The following is a 25,469-nucleotide window of genomic DNA, read 5'->3' as shown; positions in this document are numbered from 1 at the left end:
AGGAAATGGCGTACGACCCGGCCCCCCTCTCGGACCCGGGTGAACACGCCATTTTTGAGGAGACGCCCCGGAGGGGCACCGCCCCCCACCCACCGCGCAAGGGCGCACCCCCGCGGGGCACCCGCACCAGAGCCTGTCCGGCGATTGAGGACGGAACCGGTGAGCCCGGGCCCCGCCGTCCCCCGTGCGAGCTACGCGCAGGTGTCCACCGTGCGGTGACGATTCCGGACCGCCGGATCCGTAGCGTTCGAGCGAAGCCGCGGCGGGGTGTCCGCGGACCTGGCAAAGGAGTTCGCATGAGAGTCGTCTGGCAGCTGCTGACCGTCGTGGCGGTGTGGATGATCGGAGGCCAGTGCGTTGCGGCGGTCGACGGGAACCCGTGGCTCACGCTCGTCGGCGGCCTGCTGACCGCCGTCCTGGCCGTGTTCGCCTACCGGTGGGTGGTCGGGCGGACCGAGCGCCGTACCGTCGCGGAGATGTCCTTCGAGGATGCGGCGCCGGCCGTCGGCCGCGGGGTGCTGATCGGCGTCGCCCTGTTCGGGGCCGTCATCGTGAACCTGGCCTTCGCCGGTGACTACAAGGTCAACGGCCTGGGCTCGGTCACCGGCGCGGTGGGGCTGTTCGGCTTCATGGCGGCCGCCGCCGTGACGGAGGAAGTGGTGTTCCGCGGCGTCCTGTTCCGGCTGATCGAGGAGCGGGCCGGCACCTGGCTCTCACTGGTGCTGACCGGTGCGCTGTTCGGCCTGATGCATCTGCTCAACCCGAACGCCAGCCTGTGGGGCGCCGTCGCCATCGCCATCGAGGCCGGCGGCATGCTGGCCGCAGCGTATGCCGCGACCCGCAAGCTGTGGCTGCCCATGGGCCTGCACTTCGGCTGGAACTTCGCCGCGTCCGGCATCTTCAGCACCGAGGTCTCGGGCAACGACACCCAGAAGGGGATACTCGACTCCGCCACCTCGGGCTCGAAGTGGATCACCGGCGGTGACTTCGGCCCGGAGGCGAGTGTGTACTCCGTACTGTTCGGTGTGCTCCTGACGGCCGCGTTCATGTGGCTGGCCCACCGGCGCGGCAACCTGGTGCCCCGCCGCAGCCGGCGTGTTACCGAGACCGCGGCCGACACCACTACAGTCTCCCGGTGACCAATCTTCGGAAGTTCCCGGAGCTGTGGCGCCGGTTGGACGTCACGGTTCGCGATCTCCCGCTCGGGCTGGCCTTTTTCGTCGCGTCGCTCGTACCGGCGCTCCACAACCGTGGGACGGACGTCGGTGGCGTGCCCGGCCGGTCCCTCGATGCGCTGGCCGCCGTCGCCATCGCCCTCCAGTGCCTCCCGCTCGCCGTCCGGCGACGGTTGCCCGTGGTCTGTCTCGCGCTGGTCTCGCTCGGCTTCGCCCTGGACCAACTCCGCGGCTACCACCTGCTCGCAGGGACCGCGCTGCCCATCGCCCTGCTGAGCGCGGGGTCCCATCTGGAACGGCACCGGCGCGCCACCGTGCTCGTCCTCTCGGGGGCGTTCGTAGCGCTGGCGGTCGCGCTGGCCCAGGTCGGGCCCGGTGAGCCCGTGACCGACTACGTGGCGTTCTATCTGGCGCTGGCGCTCGCCTGGGGAGCCGGGTCGTGGCTGCGCTACACCCGCACCCTGGAGGCCGAACGCCGCCGCCGCGTCGCCGAGGACACCATCGTCGCCGAACGCACCCGCATCGCCCGTGAGTTGCACGACGTGGTGACCCACCATGTGACGGCGATGGTGGTGCAGGCCGAGGCGGCACGGTATCTGACCGCCGCACCCGAGCGGCTCGACGAGACCCTGACCACGGTCACCGACACCGGCCGGCGGGCCATCACCGACCTGCGCCACCTGCTCGACCTGCTCAACCCCGACCACGGCACCGAGGCCAGGACGCCGACCGTCGGCAGGATCCTCACCCTCGTGGAGCAGACCCGGCGGGCCGGACAGACGGTGGAGTTCACCGAGGAGGGCACACAGGCGGCATCGACCGGAAGCGCCGACCTCGTGGCCTACCGGGTCGTGCAGGAAGCCCTGACGAACGCCCTCAAGTACGCTCATGGAAGCCGTACTTCGGTGCAGGTGCAGCACAGCGAAAGAGAGATCACCGTGGAGGTCAGCACGGACGGCTCCGGATCGAGGACCAGGGTCCCCGGCGGGAGCGGGCGGGGCCTGGTGGGTCTCCGCGACCGGGTCGACGTCCTGGGCGGCGAATTCAGCGCCGACCCGAGCACGGGCGGCGGCTTCGTCGTCCGGGCCCGGATACCCGCGGGGAGCGCCTCATGACGGCCCCCCCGATCCGGGTCCTCATCTGCGACGACCAGGTGCTGGTCCGCACCGGGCTGGCCACGATCATCGACGCCCAGCCCGACCTCGAGGTGGCGGGCGAGTGCGGGGACGGGCAGTCCGCGGTCGACCTCGCCCGTGAACTGCGGCCGGACGTCGTGGTGATGGACATCCGCATGCCGGTGCTCGACGGCATCGAGGCCACCCGTCTGCTGGCCGGTGCCGGAGTGCAGCACCCGGTCAAGGTGCTCGTCGTGACCACGTTCAACCTGGACGAGTACGTCTACGAAGCGCTGCGCGCCGGGGCGAGCGGCTTCCTGCTCAAGGATGCGCCGCCCGCCCAGCTGCTGCACGGGATCCGGACCGTGGAGACGGGCCAGGCGCTGCTGGACCCCGAGGTGACCCGGAAGCTGGTGGGCAGGTACGCGGCCCGGATCAGGCCGACCGGCGACACCCCGGACGATCTCCCGCTGACCCCACGCGAACTGGAGGTCCTGCGGCTCATCGCGGACGGCTTCTCCAACAGCGAGATCGCCGTGACCCTGCTGATCAGTCCGGAGACCGTCAAGACCTTCGTCTCGCGCATCCTCACCAAGCTCGGACTGCGTGACCGTGTGCAGGCGGTCGTCTACGCCTACCGCCAGGGCCTGGTGACCTGAGCGCCCGGCCGGAAGCGTCGAAGCTCGCGCGGCCTGAATCCACCCCTTGTGCGACTCCCCTCAATGCGCCAACATGCGCATGTCAAAAACGGAAGAACTCCGGGCGCAGAGACCCCACATGCTCTGCGCAGGTCACTAGAGGGGACCCCCACATGCACAAGCCTCTCGTCGGTGCGCTCTTCGCCGTGCTGCTCCTCGGAGCAGGCACGGCGCCCGCAGTCGCGGCCACAAGCCACGACGCGGCAGCGCCCAGCACGGTCAAGGCATCGGCTTCATCGAGCCATGCCGCCGTCAAGAGCAAGGCCAGGACCAAGGCGGTCGGCTTCGCCGGCACCGTGGCACTCAGCAACTGTTCGGGCTCGGTCATCCGTACGCCCGACTCCCAGCCGGACGACCCCGCGCTCGTGCTGTCCAACGGGCACTGCCTGGAGTCCGGCTTCCCGGGACCCGGTGAGGTCGTGCTCGACCAGCCGTCCACCCGGAGCTTCACCCTGCTCGACGACGCGGGCGGCGACGCCGGCACGGTGCGGGCGAGCAAGGTCGCGTACGGGACGATGACGGACACCGACATATCGGTGTACCAGCTCACCTCCACCTACGCCCAGATCGAGAGCGACTACGGGATCCAGGCGCTGGAGCTCGACACCGCGCATCCGACGCAGGGCACCGCGATCACCGTGGCGTCCGGCTACTGGAAGCGCACGTACAGCTGCAACGTCGACGGGTTCGTCTACCGCCTCAAGGAGGGGGAGTGGACCTGGAAGGACTCGGTCCGCTACACCTCGGCCTGCGAGACCATCGGCGGTACGTCGGGCTCGCCGGTGATCGACGACGCCACCGGCAAGGTCGTCGCCGTCAACAACACCGGTAACGAGGACGGGCAGGAGTGCACGGACAACAACCCGTGCGAGGTGGACGAGGACGGCAAGGTGACGGTCCGCCAGGGCATCAACTACGCCCAGGAGACCTACGGCATCGTGCCGTGCATCGGCGCAGGCAACGCGTTCGACCTGGACCGCGAAGGGTGCGAGCTGCCCAAGCCGTAACACCGCCGAACGCGAGGGGCGGGGCGGGAGAACACTCCCGCCCCGCCTCGTCTCCTCAGATCCTGCGCCACCGGGCATTCGCCCAGGAGAAGAGGCCGAAGGCGGCCAGGCCCACCGCGACCAGCGCCAGCAGCCAGGGGCCGGCCGGTGTCGAGCTGAAGGAGCGCAGGGTGTCGTCCATGCCCTTCGCCTCACCGGACCGCGCCTTCACCGCGGCGGCCACGGCGAATCCGCCCGCGACGGCGAAGAGGACGCCGCGGGACACTCCGCCGAAGACTCCGGTGATGTCCACGCCACGTCGCTGGCCGGGTGACATCTCGCCCATCCGCAGATGCTTGTGGAACTTACGGAGCGCGGCCCGGCCGGCTATGTACAGACCGGCGCCGGCGACGGCCGCTCCGGCGGCACCCACCAGCCAGCGGCCGCCCGGCATGTCCAGCACCTTCGCCGTGACGTCCTGCGACCGCGCGTCGCTCGAACCGCTGCCGCTGCCCTTGTCGCCCGCGGCGAACATCAGGACCGAGTAGGAGACGAAGCCGTAGAAGACGGCGCGTCCCGCCGAGGCCAGCCGCTTGGACGCCTTCTGTCCGTCGGGGCCCGTGACCCCGAACGCGGCCTCGGACAGCCGCCACAGGGCCATGCCCACGAGCGCGATTCCCAGGACCCACAGCAGGACGGAACCGAAGGGCTTCTGGGCGATCTCGCTCAGCGCCCCGCCCCGGTCGGCCTGCTTCTTCCCGCCACCGCTGTCGGCGAATGCGATGCGCAGGGCGAGCACGCCGACGAGGACATAGATCACCCCGCGGGCCACGAATCCCGCACGGCCGCCCGCCTCGACCGTCGAACCGTTTCCTGCCCGTCTTGCCTTTCCGTGACTTTTCCGGGCTGTCGCAGAGATATTCATTCCACCCGGTTGCCCGGCAAACCGGAGGAGAAACCGATGCGGTCATGGGGTGTGGGATGCCCGGACCGGGGCACTCGCAATTCCGAAGGCTGATAAAGCGGTTCCTCCGGTGAACCGATGGGTCAGGGCGCGCCGGTGCGTCCGGCCCCCGGGGCCCGCCGGACCGCCGCCGCGATGCCGTCCAGCAGGACGTCCAGGCCTGCGGCGAACGTCTCCCTCGCCTCCCGCTCGGGATACGGCACCCCGTCGTCCCCGGACGGCTCCGGGGGCGCCGACTCCCGCTCCATCCGGCTCAACTCCGGGTAGCGGTCCCCGAAATCCGGGACCAGCTCGACGAACACCGCCGAGCGGTCGTACCACCACTCCTCGTCGGGCCGCCCCGTCGCCGACGCCGCGTCGCGCGCGTCGGCGACGGTCTGCGCGGCCCCCCGCACGCAATGGAACAGCGTCCCGACCAGGCGGCGCAGCACCCCGGCGTCGAGTCCGGTGCGGTAGAGGATGCCCACGAGGGTGTCCAGGCCCGCGTACTCGTGCGGGCCGAGCACCGGGCGGGCCTGGGAGACCTGGAGCACCCAGGGGTGGCGCAGCAGGAACGCGAGCGTGTCCTGCGCCCAACGCGTCAGATCCGTACGCCAGTCGGCCCCTTCGGGGTAGTGGGCGGGCAGCTCCGCGTGCACCGCGTCGTACATCAGGTCCAGCAGCTCGCTCTTGCCGGGAACGTAGGTGTAGAGCGCCATCGCCGTGCGCCCGAGCCGCTCGCCCACCGCCCGCATCGAGAGCGCCGCCATCCCGCCCTCGTCGGCGACGGCGACGGCGGCGGCCACGATCGTGTCCACCGTCAGCGCCGGCCTGGGGCCGGGGCCGCGGGGCGGCGGCTCGGGTGCGGGTGGGCGCCACAGCAGGGACATCGACCGTCGGGCATCGCCCTGCCCGGCATAGACCACCACGTGCGACTCCTTACGTCGTAAACTACCTTCGGTGCGGCAATTCCTTATGCCGTAAAGTACCAAAGTCGACGAGAGGCTGGTGTGGCAGTGGTGGTGCAGGGATTGGCCGTGTCCTATGTGCGGGTGACGGATGCCGAGCGGATCAGCCCGCGGATGCTGCGGATCCACTTCTCCGGTGAGGCACTGGCCCGGGTCATGGAGGACCGGCCGGATCAGCAGATGAAGCTCTGCTTCCCGAGGCCGGGACAGCGCGTGCCCCGGCTGCCGGAGCCCGACGCCGACGACACCTACGGGATGCGCTGGTACGAGGCGTTCCTCGCGATCCCCGAAGCGGAGCGGCCGCTCATGCGGAGCTTCACCGTCCGCTCGTACGACCCCGGATCGGGCCGGATGGCCGTCGACTTCGTGCTCCACGGCGACGGCGGGCCCGCCACCCGCTGGGCGTCCGGCGCGGCGCCCGGGGATGTGCTCGGCATGGTCGGCCCGTCCTCGGCGTACGCGCGCCCGCTGCCGCGGGCCGGCCATCTGCTGCTGGCCGGCGACGAGTCGGCGCTTCCGGCGATCGGGACGATCCTCGAATCCCTGCCGGCCGGAGCGCGGGCGACGGTCTGTGCCGAGGTGGCCGACGCGGCGGAGGAACAGCGGTTCGCCACCGCGGCCGAGGTGACCGTGCACTGGGTGCACCGGGACCGGGGCGGGTCGCTGCCGGACGCGGTCCGGTCGGCCGTACTGCCCGAGGGGGATGCGGCCGCCTGGCTCGCCGGGGAGGCCGGCACGGTCCGCGCCCTGCGCCGCCATCTCGTCGAGGAGCGCGGACTGCCCAGGACCGCCGTCGAGTTCAGCGGCTACTGGCGGCGGGCCCTCACCCAGGACGACGCACCCACCGAGGAAGACCTGGCATGGGCGCGGGAGCGGGCGGGCGAGGCCTGAGGGGGGCGGTTACGGGCGGCGGGCGGACCGCACCGACCGGCCGGCCAGGACCTGGGTCCGCTTCCCGTCCTCGATGACGAACCGGCCGTCGATCAGTACGTGCGGGATGCCGACCGGCAGGGTGCGCGGCTCGTCGAACGTCGAGCCGGCGGCCACCGTCGACGGATCGAAGAGGACCAGGTCCGCGCGGTAGCCCTCGCGCACCAGGCCGCGATCGGCCAGCCGCAGCCGGGCCGCCGGGCGTGAGGTGAGGTGGGCCACGCACTCCTCCAGCGAGAGGATGCCCAACTCCCGCGTGTACCGGCCGAGATACTGCGGAAAGGTGCCGTAGGCGCGCGGATGCGGCTTGTCGCCCTGGAGGATGCCGTCGCTGCCGCCGGTGTGGACGCGGTGGCGCATGATCTGCCGCACGTTCTCCTCGTGGCCCACGTGCTGCAGGATCGTCGTGCCGAGCCGGTCGTCGAGCAGCAGCTGCCGCGCGGTCACCCAGGGCTCCTCGCCGCGCAGCCGCGCGGACTCGGCCACCGTACGGCCGACGAGAGTGCTGAGGCCCGGCACGCTCACGCCGGAGATCTCGATGGCGTCCCACTCGATCGGCACCCCGTGGCAGCCGTCCGAGCCGACGACCTCCATGTCGTGACGGATCCGCGCGGCCGTCGCGTCGTCGGCCAGCCGGGCCAGGATCGGCTCGGGACCGCCCTCGCTCGCCCAGCTCGGCAGCATGGCGACCAGCGTCGTGCAGCCCGGGGTGTACGGGTAGGTGTCCAGTGAGATGTCGGCGCCCGCGTCGAGGGCCCGGTCGAGCAGCGCGAGGAGATCCGGCGCCCGGTCCTTGTTCACACCGAAGTTCATCGTGGCGTGGGCGAGGTGCAGGGCGCAGTCGGCGGTGCGGGTGAGCTGCACCATCTCCTCGTACGCCTCCAGCGCGCCCGCCCCGTAGGAGCGGTGGTGGGGGCAGTAGTAGCCGCCGTGCGCGGCCACCACCCGGCAGAGCTCGGTGAGTTCGGCGTCGTCCGCGTACATGCCCGGGGTGTAGGTGAGCCCCGATGACATGCCGACGGCGCCCTCCTCCATGGACTGCGCGACGAGCTGCTTCATCCGGGTCAGCTCGGTGTCGGTGGCGGGCCGGTCGTCCCAGCCGACCGCGTACATCCGGACGGTGCCCTGCGGTACGAGGTAGGCGGCGTTGACGGCGATGCCCTGGCCGCCGAAGTTGCGGTCGAGCCGGTCCAGGTACTCGCCTACGGTGCGCCAGTCGAAGTCGATGTCGCTCCCGTCGCCGTTCCACCCGGTGATGGCGCGGCGAACCTCGGCGCGGGTGCGGTCGTCGACGGGGGCGTACGACAGCCCGTCCTGGCCGAGGACTTCGAGGGTGACGCCCTGGGCGGCCTTCGCGCTGTGGTCGGGGTCGCGGAGCAGGGCCAGGTCGCTGTGGGCGTGCATGTCGATGAAGCCGGGGGAGAGGGCGAGACCGTCGGCGTCGAGGATGCGGGCGGCGGTGGGGCGCGGCCCGGGGGCGCCCTCGCGGTGGATCTCCGCGATACGCCCGTCGCGGACGGCGACATCGGCGCGGTAGGAGGGGCTCGCGGTGCCGTCGATGACGCGCGCGTCGCGGATGACCAGGTCCATGAAAGGTGCCTTTCGGGTTTCCGCCTCGCGTCATCCAGCCTCGCCGGCGTTTGAGGCGCGGGGTCCGGGGCGGAGCCCCGGTTACGGGAAGGGGCGGGGTGGGGGAAAGCACCCCGCAGGGGATCAGAAGAACGTACGGATGTAGTCCGTGACCGTCCCGTCCGCCGCGACCAGCGGAATCAGCTGCCACTTGTCGAAGCTCGTGCACGGGTGCGAGAGCCCCATCCCCACCCAGTCCCCGACCTCCAGCTCGGCGCCGTCCGCCGTCCGCACCCACGCGTGCTGGTCCGAGAGCCCGGTGACCTCGACCCCCGTGGCCGGCCGCACCGAACCGTCACGCCCGGACCGCACGACCTGCGCCTGCGGCAGATCGAGGTCGTACGCCGCGTCCCGCTTGCCCGCGTTGAGGAACGCCTGCTCGGCGGTCGGCCGCGACACGACCTGCGCCCAGAGCCGGAAGGCGGGCTGCAGCGCACCCTCTTCGGGGACCCGGTTGAACGGCGTCAGATGCCGGTAGTGGCCGTCGTCGTGCGAGACGTACGCCCCCGAGCGCAGCAACTTGAGTACGGGGAGCGAGAGTCCGGGAATCTCCGCGAACACGTCCGCCACCGCGTCGAACCACGCGCTGCCGCCCGCGCTGATCACGATCTGCTCATCGGCGCCCAGCGCGCCGAACCGCCCCTGCGCGTCGAAGGCCGCGGCCAGCGCGACGAGCCGGCGCAGCCAGTCCCGCACCCGCTCGCCGGACGCATCCGGCACCTCGCCCTCGTAACCGGCCACGCCCACCAGACGCAGACTCCCGGCCGCGGCCACCGCGTCGGCCACCGCGGCGCAGTCGGCTTCGGTGCGGGCACCCGTGCGGGCGCCCTCGCCCGCGCCGAGCTCCACGACGACATCGACCGGACGGAAGGCACCGGCCGCGCGCAGGGCCTCGTCCATCAGCTCGACGCCGCGCACCGAGTCGACGTAACAGACGAACCGGAAGTCCGCGTCGGCGTTCAGCTCGCCCGCGAGCCACCGCAGCGCGGCCGCGTCGACGAGCTCGTTGGCGAGGAAGATCCGCTGGATCCCGTAGGCCCGGTAGACCCGCGCCTGGTGCGGCACCGCCGCGGTGATGCCCCACGCGCCGCGCTCCAGCTGACGGGCGAACAGCTGCGGGGACATCGACGTCTTGCCGTGCGGGGCGAACGCGAGGCCGTGGCGCTCGGCGTACGTCTCCAGCAGGGCGAGGTTGTGCTCGACGGACTCGGCCGACAGGGCGAGCACCGGAGTGGTGAACCCGCCGGTGAAGAGGTCGCGCCGCTCGGCGGCCAGTGCGCCGACGGTCAGCCCCTCCGCATCGGGCGGGAGCGCCTTGAACCGGTGGTCGACCCGCTCATCGGCGAGTCCGGCCAGTCCGGCCACGGGACGGTCGGCAGCCATGGGGGCTCCTTCTTGATCGAAGTAAGGCGTCGTACGTCGTCGCACAGCGTTGACGTTGCAACATATGCAACACCCATTGCGTATATCGCTCAGGGCTGTCTAACATCCGAGCCGACGCCCGGTCAATGGTGAGAACCGGCGCCGCCCGCTGACCAAGAGGAGCCCCGAGTGTCCGGAACCCCGGCCAGGACCGCCGCCGACGCCGCGACCGCTGATGTCGTGTGCCTCGGCGAGTCCATGGTGACGTTCCTGCCCTCGCAGCCGGGACGCCTCGCCGACGTGCCCTCCTTCGGCCGCGGGATCGGCGGAGCCGAGTCCAACGTGGCCTGCGCGCTCGCCGCGGCCGGGCACCGGGCGGCCTGGGTCAGCCGGGTCGGCGCCGACGGCTTCGGCGACCACCTCGTCGACGCGATCTCCGGCTACGGGGTCGACACCTCGGCGGTCCGGCGCGACTCCGACCGGCCCACCGGCATCTACTTCCGTACGGCGACCGACCGCGCGGAGGGCGTCCACGAGGTGGCGTACTACCGGGCCGGATCCGCGGCCTCCGCGATGTCACCCGCGAACGTCCCGTACGAGGCACTGCCCGCCGGCCGGGTCCTGCACCTGTCCGGCATCACGGCCGCGCTCTCCGCCGACTGCCTGGCCCTGCTGCGCGCGCTGACGGCCGCCAGGCCCGGCCGCCCGCTGGTCTCCTTCGACGTCAACCACCGGCCCGGGCTGTGGCGGGGGAGCGACGCGTCCCCCGACGTCCTGCTCGACCTGGCCCGGGGTGCGGACCTGGTCTTCGTCGGCGAGGACGAGGCGGAGGAGGCCTGGGGGATCGTGGGAGCCGAGGCGATCCGTGCGGCGCTTCCGGAGCCGGAGGTTCTGGTCGTGAAGCGGGGCGCGGAGGGGGCGACGGTCCTCTCGGGGTCCGAAAATCAGCCCGTCCGGCGATTGAGGACCGGGGGTCCGGGGGCAACGCCCCCGGTTGCCGGCAACGACACCGTCACCACCGTCCCCGCCCTCCGGGTGGACGTCGTCGCGCCCGTCGGCGCCGGCGACGCCTTCGCGGCCGGTTTCCTCTCCGCCACCCTGCGCGGACTGCCCGTCCGCGACCGCGCCCGGCACGGCCATCTGATGGCCGCCGCCGTCCTCACCGTCCCCGGCGACCTCACCGACCCGCCCGCCCGCGACCGGGCCGACCACCTCGTGGCCCTCGACGACGCCGCCTGGGGGAGACTGCGTCTCGGCCCCGGGTGGACGGGGGACGACATGGAGGTACGCCGTACATGAGCCAGACCGTCGACCGGGCGCTGAGCATCCTGCCGCTGCTCGCGCAGGGACCCGCAGACCTCGGGCAGGTGGCCGAGCGGCTCGGCGTCCACAAGTCCACCGCACTGCGGCTGCTCCGCACGCTCCACGAGCACGGACTCGTCTACCGCCAGCAGGACCAGCGCTACCGCCTCGGCGCCCGGCTCTTCGCGCTCGCCCAGGAGGCCGTCGAGAACCTCGACGTCCGGGAGATCGCCCACCCGCACCTCGCCGAACTCAACGAGAGCTGCGGACACACCGTCCATCTCGCGGTGTACGAGGAGAACGAGGTCCTCTACATCGACAAGGTCGAGAGCCGCTACCCGGTCCGGATGTACTCCCGGATCGGCAAGCCCGTCGCGATCACCGTCGCCGCCGTGGCCAAGCTGCTGCTCGCCGATCTGTCCGAGCCGGAACGGCGCGCCGTCGCCGAGAAGCTCGACTACCCCATGTACACGTCCCGTTCGACCCCCGGCGCCGGTGCGTTCCTCAAGGAACTCGCCGCCGTACGCGAACAGGGCTGGGCCACCGACCTCGGCGGCCACGAGGAGTCCATCAACTGCATCGGTGCCCCCATTCGCGGTGCCGACGGGCGGGTCGTCGCCGCGATGTCGGTCTCCGCACCGAACGTGGTCGTCACGGCAGAGGAACTCCTCACCCTGCTCCCACTGGTCCGGCGCACCGCCGACACCATCAGCCGGGAGTACTCCGGCACCACCCGACCCAAGAAAGCCTGATCAGCGATGACCGACAAGACCGCACTCACCCCGAGCACCCACACCACCCCGCCGGCGAAGTTCTCGCACGGAGTGAAGAAGGGGAACATCCTCCAGGTCGCCGGCCAGGTCGGCTTCCTGCCCGCCGTGGAGGGCCAGGCCCCGACCCCGGCCGGTCCCACCCTGCGTGAGCAGACCCTCCAGACCTTCGCCAACGTCAAGGCGATCCTGGAGGAGGGCGGCGCGAGCTGGGACGACGTGATGATGATGCGCGTCTACCTCACGGACGTCGACCACTTCGCCGAGATGAACGAGATCTACAACACCTACTTCGGCGAGCAGAACCTCAAGGCCGTCCCCGCCGCCCGCACGACGGTCTACGTCGGCCTGCCGAAGGGCCTGCTCATCGAGATCGACGCCCTCGCGGTGCTCGGCTGAGCCTGATCAACACCTTGCCGCACCCGCACCACTGCATCACGTACGGCACGGCGCCCCGCCCCACCGGGGCGCCGTGCCGCGCTCCCCCGTACCCACCACATCCCATGGACGACAACGGAGTTACCCATGCTGCTCGCCGCAAGCCCCCCACCGGCCGAGACACCACCCCACACCGGTGGACTCCTCCTCCTGATAGACGGCACGGCCGGTCTGCTGACCGTCGCCGTACTCGGAATCGCCCTCCTCCTCTTCCTGATCATCAAGGTCAGGCTGCAGCCGTTCGTCGCGCTGCTCGCCGTCTCGATAGCCGTCGGCCTGGGCGCCGGACTCTCCGTCACCGAGCTCTTCGGGACGGTGCAGAAGTCCGCCGCCGTCTCCGTCATCGAATCCGGCATGGGCGGCATCCTCGGCCATATCGCGATCATCATCGGCCTCGGCACGATGCTCGGCGCGATCCTCGAGGTCTCCGGCGGAGCAGAGGTGCTGAGCGCCCGCCTGCTGAAGAGCTTCGGTGAGAAGCGCGCCCCGCTCGCCATGGGTCTGACCGGTCTGATCTTCGGTATCCCGGTCTTCTTCGACGTCGGCATCTTCGTCCTCGCGCCGATCGTGTACGCCGCCACCAAGCGCTCCGGCAAGTCGATCCTGCTGTACGCGATGCCGCTGCTGGCGGGTCTGTCCATGACCCACGCGTTCCTGCCGCCGCACCCCGGCCCGGTCGCCGCCGCAGGGCTCTTCCATGTCTCCCTCGGCTGGGTCATCCTGATGGGCGCCGTCGTCGGCATCCCGTCCGTACTGGCCGCCTGGGTCTACGCCGCCTGGATCGGCAAGCGGATCTTCGTCGAGGTCCCGCAGGACATGGTCGAGGCCGCCGACGAGGCGAAGGCCGCGGTCGTCGCCGAGCAGCGCGCAGCCGGAGTCACCCCGCACGAGGCCCCGGTCGGGCTCGGCACCGTGCTCGCGATCATCGGCACCCCGCTGATACTGATCCTCGCCGCGACGTTCTCCTCCATCGCACTGGACCCCTCGACACTCCGCTCGGTCGTCGAGTTCTTCGGCAACCCGTTCGTCGCCCTGACGATCGCGCTGATGCTCGCGTACTACCTGCTCGGTATCCGGCGCGGCTGGTCCCGCAAGTCCCTGGAGGCCGTGTCGACCTCCTCCCTCAAGCCGGTCGGCAACATCCTGCTGGTCGTCGGCGCGGGCGGCATCTTCGGTGCCGTCCTCAAGAGCAGCGGGATCGCGGACGCGCTCGCGGACACGTTCCACGACGTCGGCCTGCCCGTCATCCTGCTGGCCTGGCTGATCTCCGCGGTGCTGCGCATCGCCCAGGGTTCGGCGACGGTCGCCATCGTCACCACCGCGGGCATCGTCGTCCCGCTGGTCGAGGGCCAGGGGATGTCGCAGCCGCATCTGGCGCTGATCATCATGGCGATCTCGGCCGGCTCGATCATCGCCTCGCACGTCAACGACGGCGGCTTCTGGATGGTGTCGAAGTACTTCGGCATCTCGGAGCGCGACACCCTGAAGTCCTGGACGGTGCTGGAGACGGTCCTGTCGGTCGCGGGCTTCGTGGTGGCGGCGCTGCTCAGCCTGGTGATCTAGGGCCTCTGGTCCGGCCCTGGGCCCTCTCCGCCGGGCCCGTCCTGAGCCCGGACATGAGCCCGGACATGAGCCCGGACATGCAGCAGCGCCGCCGGGGGAGCGGCGGCGCTGCTGGCCATGGATGCCGGCCGAGGCCGGTTACGGCAGGCCGTGGACGTGCGGGCCGACCGCGCTCGACCAGGCGTTGCCCGACGAGGCGTCCCAGTTGGTCGACCAGGTCATCGCGCCGCGGACACCCGGGTAGGTCTTCGCGGGCTTGAAGGTGCCGCAGTCGGTGCCGGCGGTCAGACAGTCCAGGGCCGCGTTCACGACCGAGGGGGAGACGTAGCCGCTGCCCGCGCCACTGGTGGAGGCGGGGACGCCGATGCCGACCTGTGACGGGTCCAGGCCGCCCTCCAGCTGGATGCAGGCCAGTGCGGTGAGGAAGTCCACCGAGCCCTGCGAGTAGACGTTGCCGTCGCAGCCGAGCATCGAACCGCTGTTGTAGTACTGCATGTTGACGACGGTCAGGATGTCCTTGATGCCGAGCGCCGTCTTGAAGTACTCGGTCCCGGTCGACTGCATGTCGATGGTCTGCGGCGCCATCGTGATGACGAGACCCGATCCCGCCTTCTCGGACAGCGAGCGGAGCGCCTTCGTCATGTACGTGGAGTTGACGCCGTTCTCCAGGTCGATGTCGACACCGTTGAAGCCGTACTCCTGGATGAGCGAGTAGAGGGAGTCGGCGAAGTTGGCGGCGGACTCGTCGCTGTTGACCGAGACCGAGCCCTTCTCGCCGCCGACCGAGATGATGACGTTCTTGCCGTCCGCCTGCTTCGCCTTGATGTCGGCCTTGAACTCGTCGACGGTGTAGCCGTTCAGCCCCGCCGAGTCCAGGTTGAAGGTGACACCGCCGGGCGTGCTCGTGGCGTCGGCGAAGGAGACCGCGATGATGTCGTAGTCCGCGGGCACGTCGCTGAGCTTCTGCACGGCCGCGCCGTTGTTGAAGTTCTGCCAGTAGCCGGTGACCGCGTGCGCGGGGACGGATGCGGCCGAGACGCTCGATGTCGTGGCGGCGTCGGCGTCGGCGTCGTTGGCCTGGGCGCTGCCGACGAGACCGGCGACGCTCAGTGCGCCTGCGGCGACGACCGCCGCGGCCGCGATCAGTCCACGGCGGGGGCGGCGTCGTGTGTGGCGTCCAGTGCGGCGGATTGTGGGGGAATCTTCCACTTGCTGCCTCCGTGGGGGGAGTTGGGGATGCCGGGTGTGGAAACGAGGAACGGTGGCCACCGCTGGCCGATAAACTGGTCCAGACCAATCGAGTTGTCAAGACCTCTGACAGTTACGGGTCTGCGGGCCGCCTCGTGCGATCGGCCCGCACGACGGATAAACGCTTCGAGTTCCGGCCGCGCCATATCTGCACGCAGCCTGCACGTCATGTACACATGTCGCCCGCTTATGGGTGACGGCCCGTCGTCCGGTGTGAGCACCCACTCGCGGGTGACGTGGGCAACATGGCCGGACAGTGACGATTTTCAGCCATCTCGACGTGGTGCGAACATGCCAAAATGCACATTGACGTGCGCAAATGAATTTCAACGGACCGCAAATGGGAATGCCTGTCAGTAACCCTCCGCAGTGGTACAGAGGTTAACAACTTTCGGTTTGGTCCGATTTAGTACGTAGGTGTTGTGTGGCTGATGCAAGGGTGTTGCCGTACCGGGTTCTGCTGGGTGTTCTCTGCCGTGTAGGACGCGGTTAAAGTGCTGGAGCAGAAGCTGAGGCAGAAGCACGGAGCAGGAGCGATTGCGGCCGACGTCACGGCGACGTGGGCCGGAGCCGAACGGGGAACAGCGTGCCGACCGCAATAGCAGTGACCAGTGCTGATCTGGTCCTACCGCCGACCGACCAGCAGACGCCGACAGCGGCCCTGCTGCAGGCGCCTGATGCCCAGGCGATGGACCTGGCGATCGGCGACATGCATCTGATGCTGGAGCAGCACGGATACGTGGTCGCCGTGTACCCGACGGGCATCTCCCTCGCGCACGAGCGGCGACTTCACGCCGTCCGCTCGGTGCTGGAGAGCGACCGCATCGCGCTGCTCAAGGTGGATCTGCCGCCGCTCGGCGTGGCCGTTCTGGTCAGGCAGCTGCGCCAGCTGTCCATCTGCGACTTCAGCCCCGGCGTGGTGGCGTCCGCCGCGCGGCTCCTGTCCCATTACATCCATGCCGGTGCCCTGCTGAACTCGGTGACGAAACTCGATCGCGTCCCCGTCAGCCTGAAGACGCACGCGAAGTCCTGGGTGCCCGGGTCCCAGTTCGCCGTACTCGCGGGGCCGAATCCCCAGCTCACCAAGGTCGGCCCGAGTGCGGAGCCGCTGGCGGGACCGGAGTTCGGCACGCATCTCGTGGTCGCCAAGGGTCAGTTGCAGTCCGAATGGGTGCAGCAGACCCTGGCGCCCGCCTGGAAGGTCCAGGCGGTCCAGGAAGCACCGCTTCCCGCCGATTCGCCCCGATGGTGGGGAACCGGGAAGCTGGTCGAATTCGCCGCATACCTTCCGGATATCTCCGTCCTGTACCAACTCGTGTCCTCGGTAAGGCGAGAGACCTGTCACTGGTGCGGGATGGAGCTCATCGGTGATCGTTGCGGGTTCTGCTCCTCACCGCTTCCCGCTCCCGAGAACCGAATGCCGCCGTCCGGTGTCCTGAACCATGGAGCGCCTGCACCGCCACGGTCGTAGCGCCCGCGGACTCCTCCTCCGCGGACGCCCTCGCGACACGGACGACGTCCATGCCGCACACCCGGCTCAGCCCGCTCTCCAGACAGCAGTCCCCACACGGCAGTCCCCGCAAAGCAGTCCCCGCAAAGCAGTCCCCACAGAGCAGTCCCCAACGCAGCAGTCCCCACCACAACAGTCCCCCCGCGCATACTTCTGTCTGCTGCCCCACGCATCCGACCCGAACGAGGTTGTCCGGCCCATGAACTCCCGCCAGCGCCGCGGCGTGATACTCCTGCTCCTCTCGGTCCTGTGCGCCTTCGGCGCCTTCGCCGGAGTGCTCTCGGTGATCAGCGACGTCAACTCGAAGGTCGGACCCGAGGTCTCGGCCTACAAGCTGAAGAGCAACGTCGCCCCCTTCACCAACTTGACTCCGGACAAGTTCGAGAAGGTCTCGATGCCGAAGCGGTGGCTCTCGTCCAACGCGGTGACCGACCTCTCCGAGGTCAACGGCAAGATCGCCCTCACCACGCTCAAGGAGGGTTCGCTGCTCCAGTCCGACATGATGGAGGCGCGTCCCGCACTGCAGCCGGGTGAGCAGGAGATCGCCATCATGATCGACGCCGCCACCGGCGTCGCGGGGAAGATCACCTCCGGTGCCACGGTCAACGTCTACGCCACGTTCGCGGGTGAGAGCGAGGGCGACCCGGCGCAGTCGAAGGTCATCGTCTCCAACGCGAAGGTCCTGGACGTGGGCAAGCTGACCGCCCTGGACCCGAGCAGCGACGGCAAGGGGAACCAGGCCACCGAGGCCGTCCCGATCACCTTCGCCCTCAACACCCTGGACACCCAGCGCATCGCGTACGCGGAGTCGTTCGCGGAGCACGTACGCCTCGCACTCATCGCCACCGGCAGTGACAGCAGCATCCGTCCGGGCGACCGCACCTACACGCTCGACAAGGACAAGTGAGGCTTGGATGACCACCAGGATCCTCCCGGCCGTCGGTGACGCCGACGCGGCCAGATCCGTCACCACCCTGCTCAGCCAGCTCCCCGACGCGGAGCCGGCCGCTCCGGTCGGCGACTCGACCCAGCTCATCGACACACTCGCGCGCCTCGCGGGCGAGTCGCTCGACGAGCTGCCCGAGGTCGTGCTGGTCCACGAGCGGATCGGTCCGGTGCCGGCTCTGGAACTGATCCGGGAGGTTTCCCTGCGCTTCCCCGCTGTCGGGGTCGTGCTCATCACCGTCGACGCGAGCCCCGGACTGTTCTCCGCCGCGATGGACTCCGGGGCCCGTGGCCTCGTGACGCTGCCGCTGAGCTACGAGGAGCTGGTCAACCGGGTCCAGTCGGCGGCCCAGTGGTCCGTGGGCGTGCGCCGGCACCTCGGTGCCAGCGGCGATGTCTTCACCGGGCCCGGCGGAACCGTCGTGACGGTCAGTGGTGCCAAGGGTGGCGTCGGCGCGACCGTGGCCGCCGTGCAGCTGGCCCTGGCGGCCCAGGCCTCGGGACGGACCGTTGCGCTGGTCGACATGGACCTGCAGTCGGGTGACGTCGCCTCATATCTCGACGTGCAGTTCCGGCGCTCGATCGTGGACCTGGCGGCGATCACCGACATCTCGCCACGCGTCCTGTCCGACGCGGTGTTCAGCCACAGCACCGGAATCTCACTGCTGCTGGCGCCCGGCGACGGCGAACGCGGCGAGGAGGTCAGCGACCGGGCCGCCCGGCAGATCGTCAGCGCGCTGCGCTCGCGGTACGAGATCGTGGTCATCGACTGCGGCGGCCAGATGAACGGCGCCAACGCCGCGGCCATCGAGATGGCGGACACCGCGCTGCTGGTCACGACACCGGATGTGATTGCGGTACGCGGGGCGAAGCGCATCGTGCGGATGTGGGACCGGCTCCAGATCCGCAAGGCGGAGGAGACGACGACGGTCGTCAACCGGTTCAACCGGAACACCGAGATTCAGCCGCCGCTGATCCAGAAGATCACCGGAACGAAGATCGCGGGAACGGCAATTCCCGCGAACTTCAAGGAACTTCAGAGCGCGGTCGATGCGGGACGGATGCACGAACTCGACCCGAAGAGCATCGTGAAGCAGGCACTCTGGGCTCTGGCGGGCGAGCTCGGTCTGGTGAGGACACCGGAGCGTGCCGAGAGCGGCGCCAAGGCACGAAACGACCGAGGCTCGATCGGCCGTCCGCGCAGGCGGGGCGATTCCGCGGGCCATGGCAAGACCGACTGAGGGGGCAGGTTGATCCATGGCAACCATGGAGATGGCGGAAACAGGCATAGGCAGGAGGCGTGACCGCGACCGCGGACAGACCGCGATCGAATTCGTCGGGGTTACGCCACTGATCATCCTGCTGCTCGTGGCGCTCTGGCAGTGCGCCCTGATCGGCTACACGTTCAGCCTGGCGAGCAATGCCGCCGACGAGGCAGCCAGGGCGGCCTCGGGCGCGGAGCGGTACCAGCAGTTGGCGTGCAAGCGGGCGGCCAAGGAAGACCTTCCCGAGGTCTGGAAGGGCGCGTCGAGAGCTCACTGCCGTCTGGATCGTGGACTGTACAAGTCCACGGTGAAGCTGAGGGTGCCGGTGCTGGTACCCGGCGTGCTCAACTTTCCGTTTCCGGTCGAGGGCAATGCCGCCTCGGTGCGGGAGGGATAACCATGACCAGGAGCACAGGCAGGACGCGGCGCGAACGCGGCCAGGTCGCCATCGAGTACATGGGATTCATCCCGTTGCTGCTGCTGGTGGGCCTCTTCGCGATCCAGCTCGGTGTGGCGGCCTACACCGTTAACCAGGCGGGCACGGCGGCCCGGGTGGCTGCCCGCACAGCCAGCCACGACCGGCCGGAGCGGACCCCGCAGGACGCCGGCAAGGCGGCGATCAGCGATTGGCTCGCCGACGATTCGCGGTTCCGGCACAGGTGGGGATACGACGAGGTCACCTACACGGCCCGCGTCAAGATCCCGTCCCTGGTCCCGGGCATCGACGACTGGGGCTGGGCCGAACGCAGCTCCACGATGCCCCGCGACTGATCCCGGTCCGCAGGACACCCCCCACCGCATCACGAGCACGTCAGACCGAGGAGCAACGCACATGAGCCTGCGGGCACGCATCACCGCCCCCGAGGAGAACGGCGGGGGGCGGGAGGACGGCCACATGGTCGCCACCTACCGGGCCAAGCTGCTCGAGGAGATCGACCTCGCGGAGATGTCCTCGCTGGCCACCGCCGACCGGCGGGCCCGTCTGGAGCGCGTACTCGGCCACATCATCAGCCGTGAAGGACCGGTCCTCTCGACGGTCGAACGCTCACAGCTGATCCGCCGGGTCGTCGACGAGGCCCTCGGCCTCGGCATCCTCGAACCACTCCTGGAGGACGCGTCCATCACTGAAATCATGGTGAACGGACCGGACCAGATCTTCGTCGAGCGCAGCGGCAAGGTCGAGCAGCTTCCGATGCGCTTCGGCTCGCACGACCAGCTGATGCAGACCATCGAACGCATCGTCTCCACCGTCAACCGCCGTGTGGACGAGTCGAACCCGATGGTCGACGCACGACTCCCCAGCGGTGAGCGTGTCAACGTGATCATTCCGCCGCTCTCGCTGACCGGCGCGACGCTCACCATCCGACGGTTCCCGAGGGCCTTCACGCTCCAGGAGATGATCGCCTTCGGCTCGCTCGACGAGCAGATGCTGATCCTGCTCTCGGGACTCGTTCAGGCCAAGCTCAACATCATCGTCTCCGGCGCCACCGGCACCGGCAAGACGACCCTGCTCAACGCGCTCTCCGGACTGATCCCGAACGACGAGCGCATCGTGACCATCGAGGACTCCGCCGAACTCCAGCTCCAGCAGAACCACGTCATCCGGCTGGAGTCCCGCCCCGCGAACGTCGAGGGCAAGGGCCAGATCAGCATCCGCGACCTGGTCCGCAACTCCCTGCGTATGCGGCCTGACCGCATCGTCGTCGGTGAGGTCCGTGGCGGCGAGTCGCTCGACATGCTCCAAGCGATGTCGACCGGTCACGACGGCTCCCTCGCGACCGTGCACGCCAACAACGCCGAGGACGCTCTCATGCGTCTGCAGACCCTGGCCTCGATGTCCGAGATCAAGATCCCCTTCGAGGCGCTGCACGACCAGATCAACAGCGCCGTCGACGTCATCGTCCAGCTGACCCGTCACGCGGACGGCAGCCGTAAGGTCACCGAAATCGCGATTCTCGACTCTCATGGCCGGGACAACTACCGGATCGTGAGCGTCGCGCGGTTCGTGGCCCAGCCGATGGCCGCCGACGGACGGATCTACGGCCAGTTCCAGTACCTCCCGCTCCCGCGCAAGACAGCCGAGCGCCTCTATATGGCCAGCCAGCCCATCCCGCAGGCCTTCGGGGTTGCCACGTCCGAAGAACAGCTCGCCACCCGAGAGGCCAAGTAGGTACCCGCGTCATGACCAATCTCCCCCTCCTCACGATCGGTGTCACGCTCATCTGCTGCGTGCTCGGCGTCATGGGTCTGCACGTGTACTCCGGTGGCAAGGCCGACCGCGACGCACTCGTCGACCGTCTCTCGCACACCAGCCAGATAGAGACCGTAGGACGCCACCGCCGCTTCCGCGGTATCGACCGCAGGCTGCGCACCACAAAACTGGGCCGCAAGATCGAGTTGAAGCTCGCCGCGACGGGCCTGGAGATCACCCCGGGCGAGTTCATCGTCTACGCGGTGGCCGCCATGGCGGCCCTGTGGCTGATCGCGTCCTCGCTGCTCGCCAGCTTCTTCGGACCCGTCGCCGCCCTGATCGGTCTCTGGGGTACGAACGCCTTCCTGAACTGGCAGCGGGCCAAGCGCACCGAGCGCTTCATCAACCAGCTGCCCGAGCTCTCCCGCATTCTCGCCAATGCCACCCAGGCGGGACTGGCGCTGCGCACCTCGATCTCCATGGCCGCCGACGAGCTGGAGGCCCCGGCCGGTGAGGAGCTGGCCCGGGTCTCACGCCGTCTTGCCGTCGGAGAGTCCCTCGACGACGCGCTCAGCGAACTGACGGACCGGCTGCCCTCGCGCGAACTGGTCGTCCTGGTCACCACGCTCGTGCTGTCCAACCGAGCGGGCGGTACGGTCGTCAGCTCCCTGCGTAACCTCACGGAGACGTTGGAGGAGCGCAAGGAGACCCGGCGCGAGGTCACCACACAGCTCTCGCAGGTCACGGTCACCGCCTACGCGGTCCCGATCTTCGGTGTCGGCGCGCTGATGCTGCTCAACACGATCATGCCGGGTGCCCTCGACCGAATGACCGGCGCTTTCGTCGGTCAGGCCGCAGTGATCGTTTCAATCGCCCTGTACGCGCTCGGGTTCATGGTGATCCGCCGCCTGTCCCGCATCGACATCTGAGAGAGGAGGAACCGACATGGAACTGCTACTCGCGTTGGTGGTCGGTCTCGCCGTGGTCGGTGCTATCCAGGGCATCCGCATGTACCGGGCCGACGCCAAACTGCCGGGCGACCTTGCCGTCGCACTGGAGGTCGGATCCACCCGCACCAGCGCGGTGGGGTCCGGCATCGACCGGCTGGGCATGCGCTTTGCGCCGACGGTCCTGCGGATGATGGGCCCCAAGGCCGTCAACAAGAAGCGCCGCCAGATCGACATGGCGGGTAATCCGGGCGGTCTCACGATCGACCGCTACGCGGCGCGCCGGGCGGTCTACGGCGCACTCGGCCTCGCCGGTGCCTTCTCGATGATCATCCGCGGTCAGGTCGTCATCTCCCTGGTCATGATCCTCTTCGGTCTGTTCTGGGTCGAGGCCGGCATCTGGTCCGCGGTCAAGGCCCGCAAGGAGCACATCGAGCGCACCCTCCCGGACTTCCTCGACGTTCTCGCGGTCGTCGTCTCCGCCGGGCTCGGCTTCCGGCAGGCACTGGACCGTGTCGCGGACAAGTACGAAGGCCCCTGGGCGGACGAACTCCGTATCACCCTGCGACAGATGGACATGGGTGTCAGCCGTCGCCAGGCCTTCGAAGAACTGCGCAAGCGCAACGACTCGGAACAGGTCGCGATGTTCGTCACCGCCCTCCAGCAAGGCGAGGAGCTGGGTGCACCCATCGTCGACACCCTGATCGCCATCGCCAACGACATGCGCCGCACGGACGCGCAGGCGGCACGGCGAAAGGCATCCAAGGCCGTGCCGAAGGCGACCTTTGCGGTCACCACCTTCCTGCTGCCCGGCACGCTCATTCTGCTGACGGTCGGCTTCATCTACGGAACGAACGTCGACTTCGCCTTCCTCGGCGGCGGCTGACGATGACGAGCAGAGGGAGGTGACATGACCATGGGGTTCCAGCTCGGCAGCACCCAGGCAGGTGTGACGGAGGAGGTGCAGCACGCGATCGCCGACCCGGCGTCGCAGCCCGCGTTCACGCTCCAGGTGAACGCGCTCCAGGCGATGTGCCGTCAGGTTTTCGGCTTCCGTCTTGCCATGATCGCCGTGGCGACCCCGTTCGCCATCGACCGGACGGCGCCCGGACTGGCCACCTGGTTGATCGGATCGGCGATCCTGGTCACCTTCATGGGCTCGTACGTGCTCTTCCGCGACTGGGAACGCTTCGGGCCGCTGCTCCTGCGCCACCCGTGGATGCTGGGCATCGACGCCTTCTTCGGAGCGCTGCTCCTGATCACCGCCGGGCCCGAATCCACCCTCGCCTACGTGACGGTCTGTACGCCGCTCCTGGCTGGCCTGGTGTACGGCTGGCGCGGCTCCGCGGTCTTCGCCGTCATCCAGGTCGTGATCGTCTTCTTGGTCTACGGCTCGGACATAAAACTGGAGGATGCTGACGGCACTGTCTTCCTGCTGCCCGGCTTCTGCGTGATCGCCGGTGCGGTCGGCGTCACCCTGCGCAATCTGCTGCTGCGGTTCGGCACGGCCAGCCAGGCCCTGACCGACACACGCGCACGGCTCGCGGTGAACGAGGCGGTGGAGGGCGAGCGCACCCGGCTGGCCCGCGAGATGCACGACTCGGTCGCCAAGACGCTGCACGGTCTGGCCATGGCGGCCGAGGGCCTCGCCTCCTCGTCCGACCGGATGGACCCGCTCACCGTCAGGCATCAGGCCGAACTGGTGGCCCGCTCCGCCCGCCGGGCCGCGGCGGAGTCCCGCGAGCTGCTCTCCGACCTGCGTCGCGACTCGGGCCTCGACGCCGGAGTGGACGTCGTCAGCGAACTCCAGGCGCGCACCGACGACTTCGCCCGCAGACACGGCATCACGGCGACGTTCCGCATGCTCAGCGAACTCGCGGTGCCACCGGTGCCGCAGGTCGTCGGACGTCAGCTGCTCACCATCGCCTCCGAGGCGATGGAGAACGCCCACCGGCACGCCCGCCCCACCTACGTCGTCGTACTGGCAGGCGTGAAGGGCGACGTCCTGCGGGTGAGCGTGTACGACGACGGGCGCGGTCTGCCCGCCGGCACGACGCTCGACGATCTCAAGCGCGCCGGACACTTCGGTCTCGTCGGAATGGTCGAGCGCGCCGCTTCGATCGGTGCACGCATACGCATCGGCAAGGGAAGAGCGGAGAAGGGCACCGAAGTACGCCTGGAACTTCCGCTGGCCGCTCTGGGCGCCGCCCCGAGCACATCCGTACCGCAACTGACCTGATCCATCCCGTCCCCCCACCCTCTGAGAGGAGGTCGCAGAAATGCCGGATGACATCTCCCGTGCGTCAGGGCAGAACTGGGCAGCCCAGAACCACGCCTCCCAGCACACGTCGTCGCACGCAACCCCGCTCAACTCGGAGCACAGCTCCTCCGGATTCCCTGTTCCCCAGCAGAACGCGGCATCCGAGGTGATGCCGTCGTTCCCGGCAGCCCCCGAACCCGCCGCGCCCGCTCCCCTGCGCGTCGTCGTGGCCGATGACAACCCGGTGGTCCGGGCCGGGCTGGGCGTACTGCTCTCCGGCCGTCAGGACATCGAGGTGGTCGCGGAGGCCTCCGACGGCCGCGAGGCCTACGAAGCCGCTGTCCGGCACCGCCCCGACGTCGTCCTGCTCGACGTCCGGATGCCCGGCGTGGACGGCATCTCGGCCCTTCCGCACCTGGTGCAGGTTGCACCCGTGATGATGCTGACCTACAGCCGCGAGAGCGAGATCGTCCACGAGGCCTTGCGCCTAGGCGCGGGCGGATACCTGGTCCACGGAGAGTTCACCGCGGACCAGTTGGTGCAGGCCGTCCGCGACACGAAGAGCGGCCGGGCCCATTTCACCGCCACAGCCGCAAACGCCCTGCTCGCCCACATGCGGCAGGGATCCGCGCAGCCCGGACAGGCTCTGCCGGAGGGGCTGGGAGTAGCCCTGACCACGGGTGTCCCGTACGCAGGCGGGGTCTACGACGGCCATCCGCCCTTCGTTCAGCAGCACGGTCTGCCGCCGCATCTGCCGGGCCACGACCCCAGGGAAATGACGCCGCGCCCCGCTCAGCAACCGCCAGGTCTTTCGCAACTGCAACCGAATGTGGGACAGTCTTCTCTGGCCGGGTCCTCCGGCGCCGTCAATAGGCAGCAGTTCGGGCTGAGTTCCAGGGAGGTGGAGGTCATGGAGTTGATTGCGTCCGGAATGAGCAACCAGCAGATCGCCGCCACCTGCTTCATCAGCGAGAAGACCGTCAAGAACCACATCAACCGGATCTTCACCAAACTGCACAGCGGCAGCCGCAGCGAGGCGATCGCCCGCTGGCTCGGTACCGCGCCGCCCTCCGGGGCCGGCACGAGAGGGGACAGGTAGTCATGGCCGATCGGGGGAGCCGACGCATCGTCGTGGGTGCGGCACGTGGGGCCCAAGGCTGGGCCGGGAGGGCCCAACTGATGCTTTGGGCCCGCGAATGGGCCCTGGGGCCCTCTGGTGGGCAG

General features: G+C 69.6%; 24 protein-coding genes. 19 read left to right on the top strand and 5 right to left on the bottom strand.

Annotated features, from left to right (window positions below; translation table 11 throughout):
- Window positions 1–296 precede the first annotated feature (296 nt).
- From ACFVW8_RS17865 to ACFVW8_RS17850, 4 genes are all read left to right on the top strand, one after another.
- Window positions 297–1,139 carry a CPBP family intramembrane glutamic endopeptidase gene (locus ACFVW8_RS17865; protein ID WP_389690938.1) on the top strand — a complete coding sequence of 281 codons (843 nt, stop codon included), beginning with the start codon at window positions 297–299 and terminating at the stop codon, window positions 1,137–1,139.
- Window positions 1,136–2,290, top strand: coding sequence for a sensor histidine kinase (locus ACFVW8_RS17860; protein WP_389690936.1), 1,155 nt, complete (start codon window positions 1,136–1,138; stop codon window positions 2,288–2,290). The genes ACFVW8_RS17865 and ACFVW8_RS17860 overlap by 4 nt, the downstream gene beginning before the upstream one ends.
- Window positions 2,287–2,949: a response regulator gene (locus ACFVW8_RS17855; RefSeq protein ID WP_389690934.1), complete on the top strand. Its 663-nt coding sequence runs from the start codon at window positions 2,287–2,289 to the stop codon at window positions 2,947–2,949. The genes ACFVW8_RS17860 and ACFVW8_RS17855 overlap by 4 nt, the downstream gene beginning before the upstream one ends.
- A gap of 152 nt (window positions 2,950–3,101) precedes the next feature.
- Window positions 3,102–3,995, top strand: coding sequence for a serine protease (locus tag ACFVW8_RS17850; protein ID WP_389690932.1), 894 nt, complete (start codon window positions 3,102–3,104; stop codon window positions 3,993–3,995).
- Window positions 3,996–4,050: 55 nt separating this feature from the next.
- On the opposite strand, the gene ACFVW8_RS17845 is transcribed toward ACFVW8_RS17850, so the two are convergent.
- Together ACFVW8_RS17845 and ACFVW8_RS17840 are read right to left on the bottom strand one after the other, a co-directional pair.
- Window positions 4,051–4,899, bottom strand: a complete 849-nt coding sequence (locus ACFVW8_RS17845; protein ID WP_389690930.1) for a DUF1206 domain-containing protein — start codon at window positions 4,897–4,899, stop codon at window positions 4,051–4,053.
- 122 nt (window positions 4,900–5,021) lie between these two features.
- The gene (locus ACFVW8_RS17840; protein ID WP_389690928.1) at window positions 5,022–5,846 is read right to left on the bottom strand and encodes a TetR/AcrR family transcriptional regulator C-terminal domain-containing protein; all 825 of its coding nucleotides are present in this window, start codon (window positions 5,844–5,846) and stop codon (window positions 5,022–5,024) included.
- Window positions 5,847–5,936: 90 nt separating this feature from the next.
- Between ACFVW8_RS17840 and ACFVW8_RS17835 the strand changes: the two genes are divergently transcribed.
- Complete coding sequence (locus tag ACFVW8_RS17835; protein WP_389690926.1) at window positions 5,937–6,776, top strand: siderophore-interacting protein; 840 nt, start codon at window positions 5,937–5,939, stop codon at window positions 6,774–6,776.
- Window positions 6,777–6,785: 9 nt separating this feature from the next.
- Here the strand turns inward: ACFVW8_RS17835 and ACFVW8_RS17830 are convergent, their stop codons facing one another.
- Together ACFVW8_RS17830 and ACFVW8_RS17825 are read right to left on the bottom strand one after the other, a co-directional pair.
- Window positions 6,786–8,405 (bottom strand): amidohydrolase family protein, encoded by a 1,620-nt coding sequence (locus ACFVW8_RS17830; RefSeq protein WP_389690924.1) that lies wholly within the window; start codon window positions 8,403–8,405, stop codon window positions 6,786–6,788.
- Window positions 8,406–8,528: 123 nt separating this feature from the next.
- Entirely contained in the window at window positions 8,529–9,827 is a 1,299-nt protein-coding gene (locus tag ACFVW8_RS17825) for an alanine racemase (RefSeq protein WP_389690922.1), read from the bottom strand.
- A 168-nt stretch (window positions 9,828–9,995) separates the two neighbouring features.
- Between ACFVW8_RS17825 and ACFVW8_RS17820 the strand changes: the two genes are divergently transcribed.
- The 4 genes from ACFVW8_RS17820 (at window position 9,996) to ACFVW8_RS17805 (ending at window position 13,879) form a co-directional block, all read left to right on the top strand.
- Window positions 9,996–11,105: a sugar kinase gene (locus ACFVW8_RS17820; protein WP_389690920.1), complete on the top strand. Its 1,110-nt coding sequence runs from the start codon at window positions 9,996–9,998 to the stop codon at window positions 11,103–11,105.
- Window positions 11,102–11,860, top strand: a complete 759-nt coding sequence (locus ACFVW8_RS17815) for an IclR family transcriptional regulator (protein ID WP_389690918.1) — start codon at window positions 11,102–11,104, stop codon at window positions 11,858–11,860. The genes ACFVW8_RS17820 and ACFVW8_RS17815 overlap by 4 nt, the downstream gene beginning before the upstream one ends.
- 6 nt (window positions 11,861–11,866) lie before the next feature.
- Entirely contained in the window at window positions 11,867–12,277 is a 411-nt protein-coding gene (locus ACFVW8_RS17810) for a RidA family protein (RefSeq protein WP_389690916.1), read from the top strand.
- A 126-nt stretch (window positions 12,278–12,403) separates the two neighbouring features.
- Window positions 12,404–13,879, top strand: coding sequence for a GntP family permease (locus ACFVW8_RS17805; RefSeq protein WP_389690914.1), 1,476 nt, complete (start codon window positions 12,404–12,406; stop codon window positions 13,877–13,879).
- 138 nt (window positions 13,880–14,017) lie between these two features.
- On the opposite strand, the gene ACFVW8_RS17800 is transcribed toward ACFVW8_RS17805, so the two are convergent.
- Window positions 14,018–15,088 carry a chitinase gene (locus ACFVW8_RS17800; RefSeq protein ID WP_389690912.1) on the bottom strand — a complete coding sequence of 357 codons (1,071 nt, stop codon included), beginning with the start codon at window positions 15,086–15,088 and terminating at the stop codon, window positions 14,018–14,020.
- Window positions 15,089–15,713: 625 nt separating this feature from the next.
- Here ACFVW8_RS17800 and ACFVW8_RS17795 point away from each other — a divergent pair.
- The 10 genes from ACFVW8_RS17795 (at window position 15,714) to ACFVW8_RS17750 (ending at window position 25,344) form a co-directional block, all read left to right on the top strand.
- Window positions 15,714–16,598, top strand: coding sequence for a hypothetical protein (locus ACFVW8_RS17795; protein ID WP_389690910.1), 885 nt, complete (start codon window positions 15,714–15,716; stop codon window positions 16,596–16,598).
- Window positions 16,599–16,836: 238 nt separating this feature from the next.
- Complete coding sequence (gene cpaB, locus ACFVW8_RS17790; protein ID WP_389690908.1) at window positions 16,837–17,544, top strand: Flp pilus assembly protein CpaB; 708 nt, start codon at window positions 16,837–16,839, stop codon at window positions 17,542–17,544.
- Between the two features lie 7 nt (window positions 17,545–17,551).
- Window positions 17,552–18,823, top strand: coding sequence for a CpaE family protein (locus ACFVW8_RS17785; protein WP_389690906.1), 1,272 nt, complete (start codon window positions 17,552–17,554; stop codon window positions 18,821–18,823).
- A gap of 16 nt (window positions 18,824–18,839) precedes the next feature.
- Complete coding sequence (locus ACFVW8_RS17780; RefSeq protein ID WP_389690904.1) at window positions 18,840–19,244, top strand: TadE/TadG family type IV pilus assembly protein; 405 nt, start codon at window positions 18,840–18,842, stop codon at window positions 19,242–19,244.
- A 2-nt stretch (window positions 19,245–19,246) separates the two neighbouring features.
- Entirely contained in the window at window positions 19,247–19,618 is a 372-nt protein-coding gene (locus ACFVW8_RS17775) for a TadE/TadG family type IV pilus assembly protein (RefSeq protein ID WP_389690902.1), read from the top strand.
- Window positions 19,619–19,679: 61 nt separating this feature from the next.
- On the top strand, window positions 19,680–21,017 hold the full coding sequence (locus ACFVW8_RS17770) for a CpaF family protein (RefSeq protein WP_389690900.1): 1,338 nt from the start codon (window positions 19,680–19,682) through the stop codon (window positions 21,015–21,017).
- A gap of 11 nt (window positions 21,018–21,028) precedes the next feature.
- Window positions 21,029–21,967 (top strand): type II secretion system F family protein, encoded by a 939-nt coding sequence (locus ACFVW8_RS17765; protein WP_389690898.1) that lies wholly within the window; start codon window positions 21,029–21,031, stop codon window positions 21,965–21,967.
- Window positions 21,968–21,983: 16 nt separating this feature from the next.
- Window positions 21,984–22,871 (top strand): DUF5936 domain-containing protein, encoded by an 888-nt coding sequence (locus ACFVW8_RS17760; RefSeq protein WP_389690896.1) that lies wholly within the window; start codon window positions 21,984–21,986, stop codon window positions 22,869–22,871.
- A gap of 30 nt (window positions 22,872–22,901) precedes the next feature.
- On the top strand, window positions 22,902–24,224 hold the full coding sequence (locus ACFVW8_RS17755; RefSeq protein WP_389690944.1) for a sensor histidine kinase: 1,323 nt from the start codon (window positions 22,902–22,904) through the stop codon (window positions 24,222–24,224).
- A gap of 40 nt (window positions 24,225–24,264) precedes the next feature.
- Window positions 24,265–25,344 (top strand): response regulator, encoded by a 1,080-nt coding sequence (locus ACFVW8_RS17750; protein ID WP_389690894.1) that lies wholly within the window; start codon window positions 24,265–24,267, stop codon window positions 25,342–25,344.
- The last annotated feature ends 125 nt before the right edge of the window (window positions 25,345–25,469 follow it).

Origin of the sequence: Streptomyces sp. NPDC058221 (genome assembly GCF_042882365.1) — a bacterium.
In the GTDB taxonomy this organism is placed as follows: Bacteria; Actinomycetota; Actinomycetes; order Streptomycetales; family Streptomycetaceae; genus Streptomyces.
This window is presented reverse-complemented; position numbering and strand designations above follow the sequence as displayed.

Excerpts from the sequence above, each read along its gene's own strand:
- ACFVW8_RS17865 (WP_389690938.1), top strand. The coding sequence starts at position 297 with ATGAGAGTCGTCTGGCAGCTGCTGACCGTCGTGGCGGTGTGGATGATC.
- ACFVW8_RS17855 (WP_389690934.1), top strand. The coding sequence starts at position 2,287 with ATGACGGCCCCCCCGATCCGGGTCCTCATCTGCGACGACCAGGTGCTG.
- ACFVW8_RS17850 (WP_389690932.1), top strand. The coding sequence starts at position 3,102 with ATGCACAAGCCTCTCGTCGGTGCGCTCTTCGCCGTGCTGCTCCTCGGA.
- ACFVW8_RS17845 (WP_389690930.1), bottom strand. The coding sequence starts at position 4,899 with ATGAATATCTCTGCGACAGCCCGGAAAAGTCACGGAAAGGCAAGACGG.
- ACFVW8_RS17830 (WP_389690924.1), bottom strand. The coding sequence starts at position 8,405 with ATGGACCTGGTCATCCGCGACGCGCGCGTCATCGACGGCACCGCGAGC.
- ACFVW8_RS17825 (WP_389690922.1), bottom strand. The coding sequence starts at position 9,827 with ATGGCTGCCGACCGTCCCGTGGCCGGACTGGCCGGACTCGCCGATGAG.
- ACFVW8_RS17815 (WP_389690918.1), top strand. The coding sequence starts at position 11,102 with ATGAGCCAGACCGTCGACCGGGCGCTGAGCATCCTGCCGCTGCTCGCG.
- ACFVW8_RS17810 (WP_389690916.1), top strand. The coding sequence starts at position 11,867 with ATGACCGACAAGACCGCACTCACCCCGAGCACCCACACCACCCCGCCG.
- ACFVW8_RS17805 (WP_389690914.1), top strand. The coding sequence starts at position 12,404 with ATGCTGCTCGCCGCAAGCCCCCCACCGGCCGAGACACCACCCCACACC.
- cpaB (WP_389690908.1), top strand. The coding sequence starts at position 16,837 with ATGAACTCCCGCCAGCGCCGCGGCGTGATACTCCTGCTCCTCTCGGTC.
- ACFVW8_RS17785 (WP_389690906.1), top strand. The coding sequence starts at position 17,552 with ATGACCACCAGGATCCTCCCGGCCGTCGGTGACGCCGACGCGGCCAGA.
- ACFVW8_RS17780 (WP_389690904.1), top strand. The coding sequence starts at position 18,840 with ATGGCAACCATGGAGATGGCGGAAACAGGCATAGGCAGGAGGCGTGAC.
- ACFVW8_RS17775 (WP_389690902.1), top strand. The coding sequence starts at position 19,247 with ATGACCAGGAGCACAGGCAGGACGCGGCGCGAACGCGGCCAGGTCGCC.
- ACFVW8_RS17770 (WP_389690900.1), top strand. The coding sequence starts at position 19,680 with ATGAGCCTGCGGGCACGCATCACCGCCCCCGAGGAGAACGGCGGGGGG.
- ACFVW8_RS17765 (WP_389690898.1), top strand. The coding sequence starts at position 21,029 with ATGACCAATCTCCCCCTCCTCACGATCGGTGTCACGCTCATCTGCTGC.
- ACFVW8_RS17760 (WP_389690896.1), top strand. The coding sequence starts at position 21,984 with ATGGAACTGCTACTCGCGTTGGTGGTCGGTCTCGCCGTGGTCGGTGCT.
- ACFVW8_RS17755 (WP_389690944.1), top strand. The coding sequence starts at position 22,902 with ATGGGGTTCCAGCTCGGCAGCACCCAGGCAGGTGTGACGGAGGAGGTG.
- ACFVW8_RS17750 (WP_389690894.1), top strand. The coding sequence starts at position 24,265 with ATGCCGGATGACATCTCCCGTGCGTCAGGGCAGAACTGGGCAGCCCAG.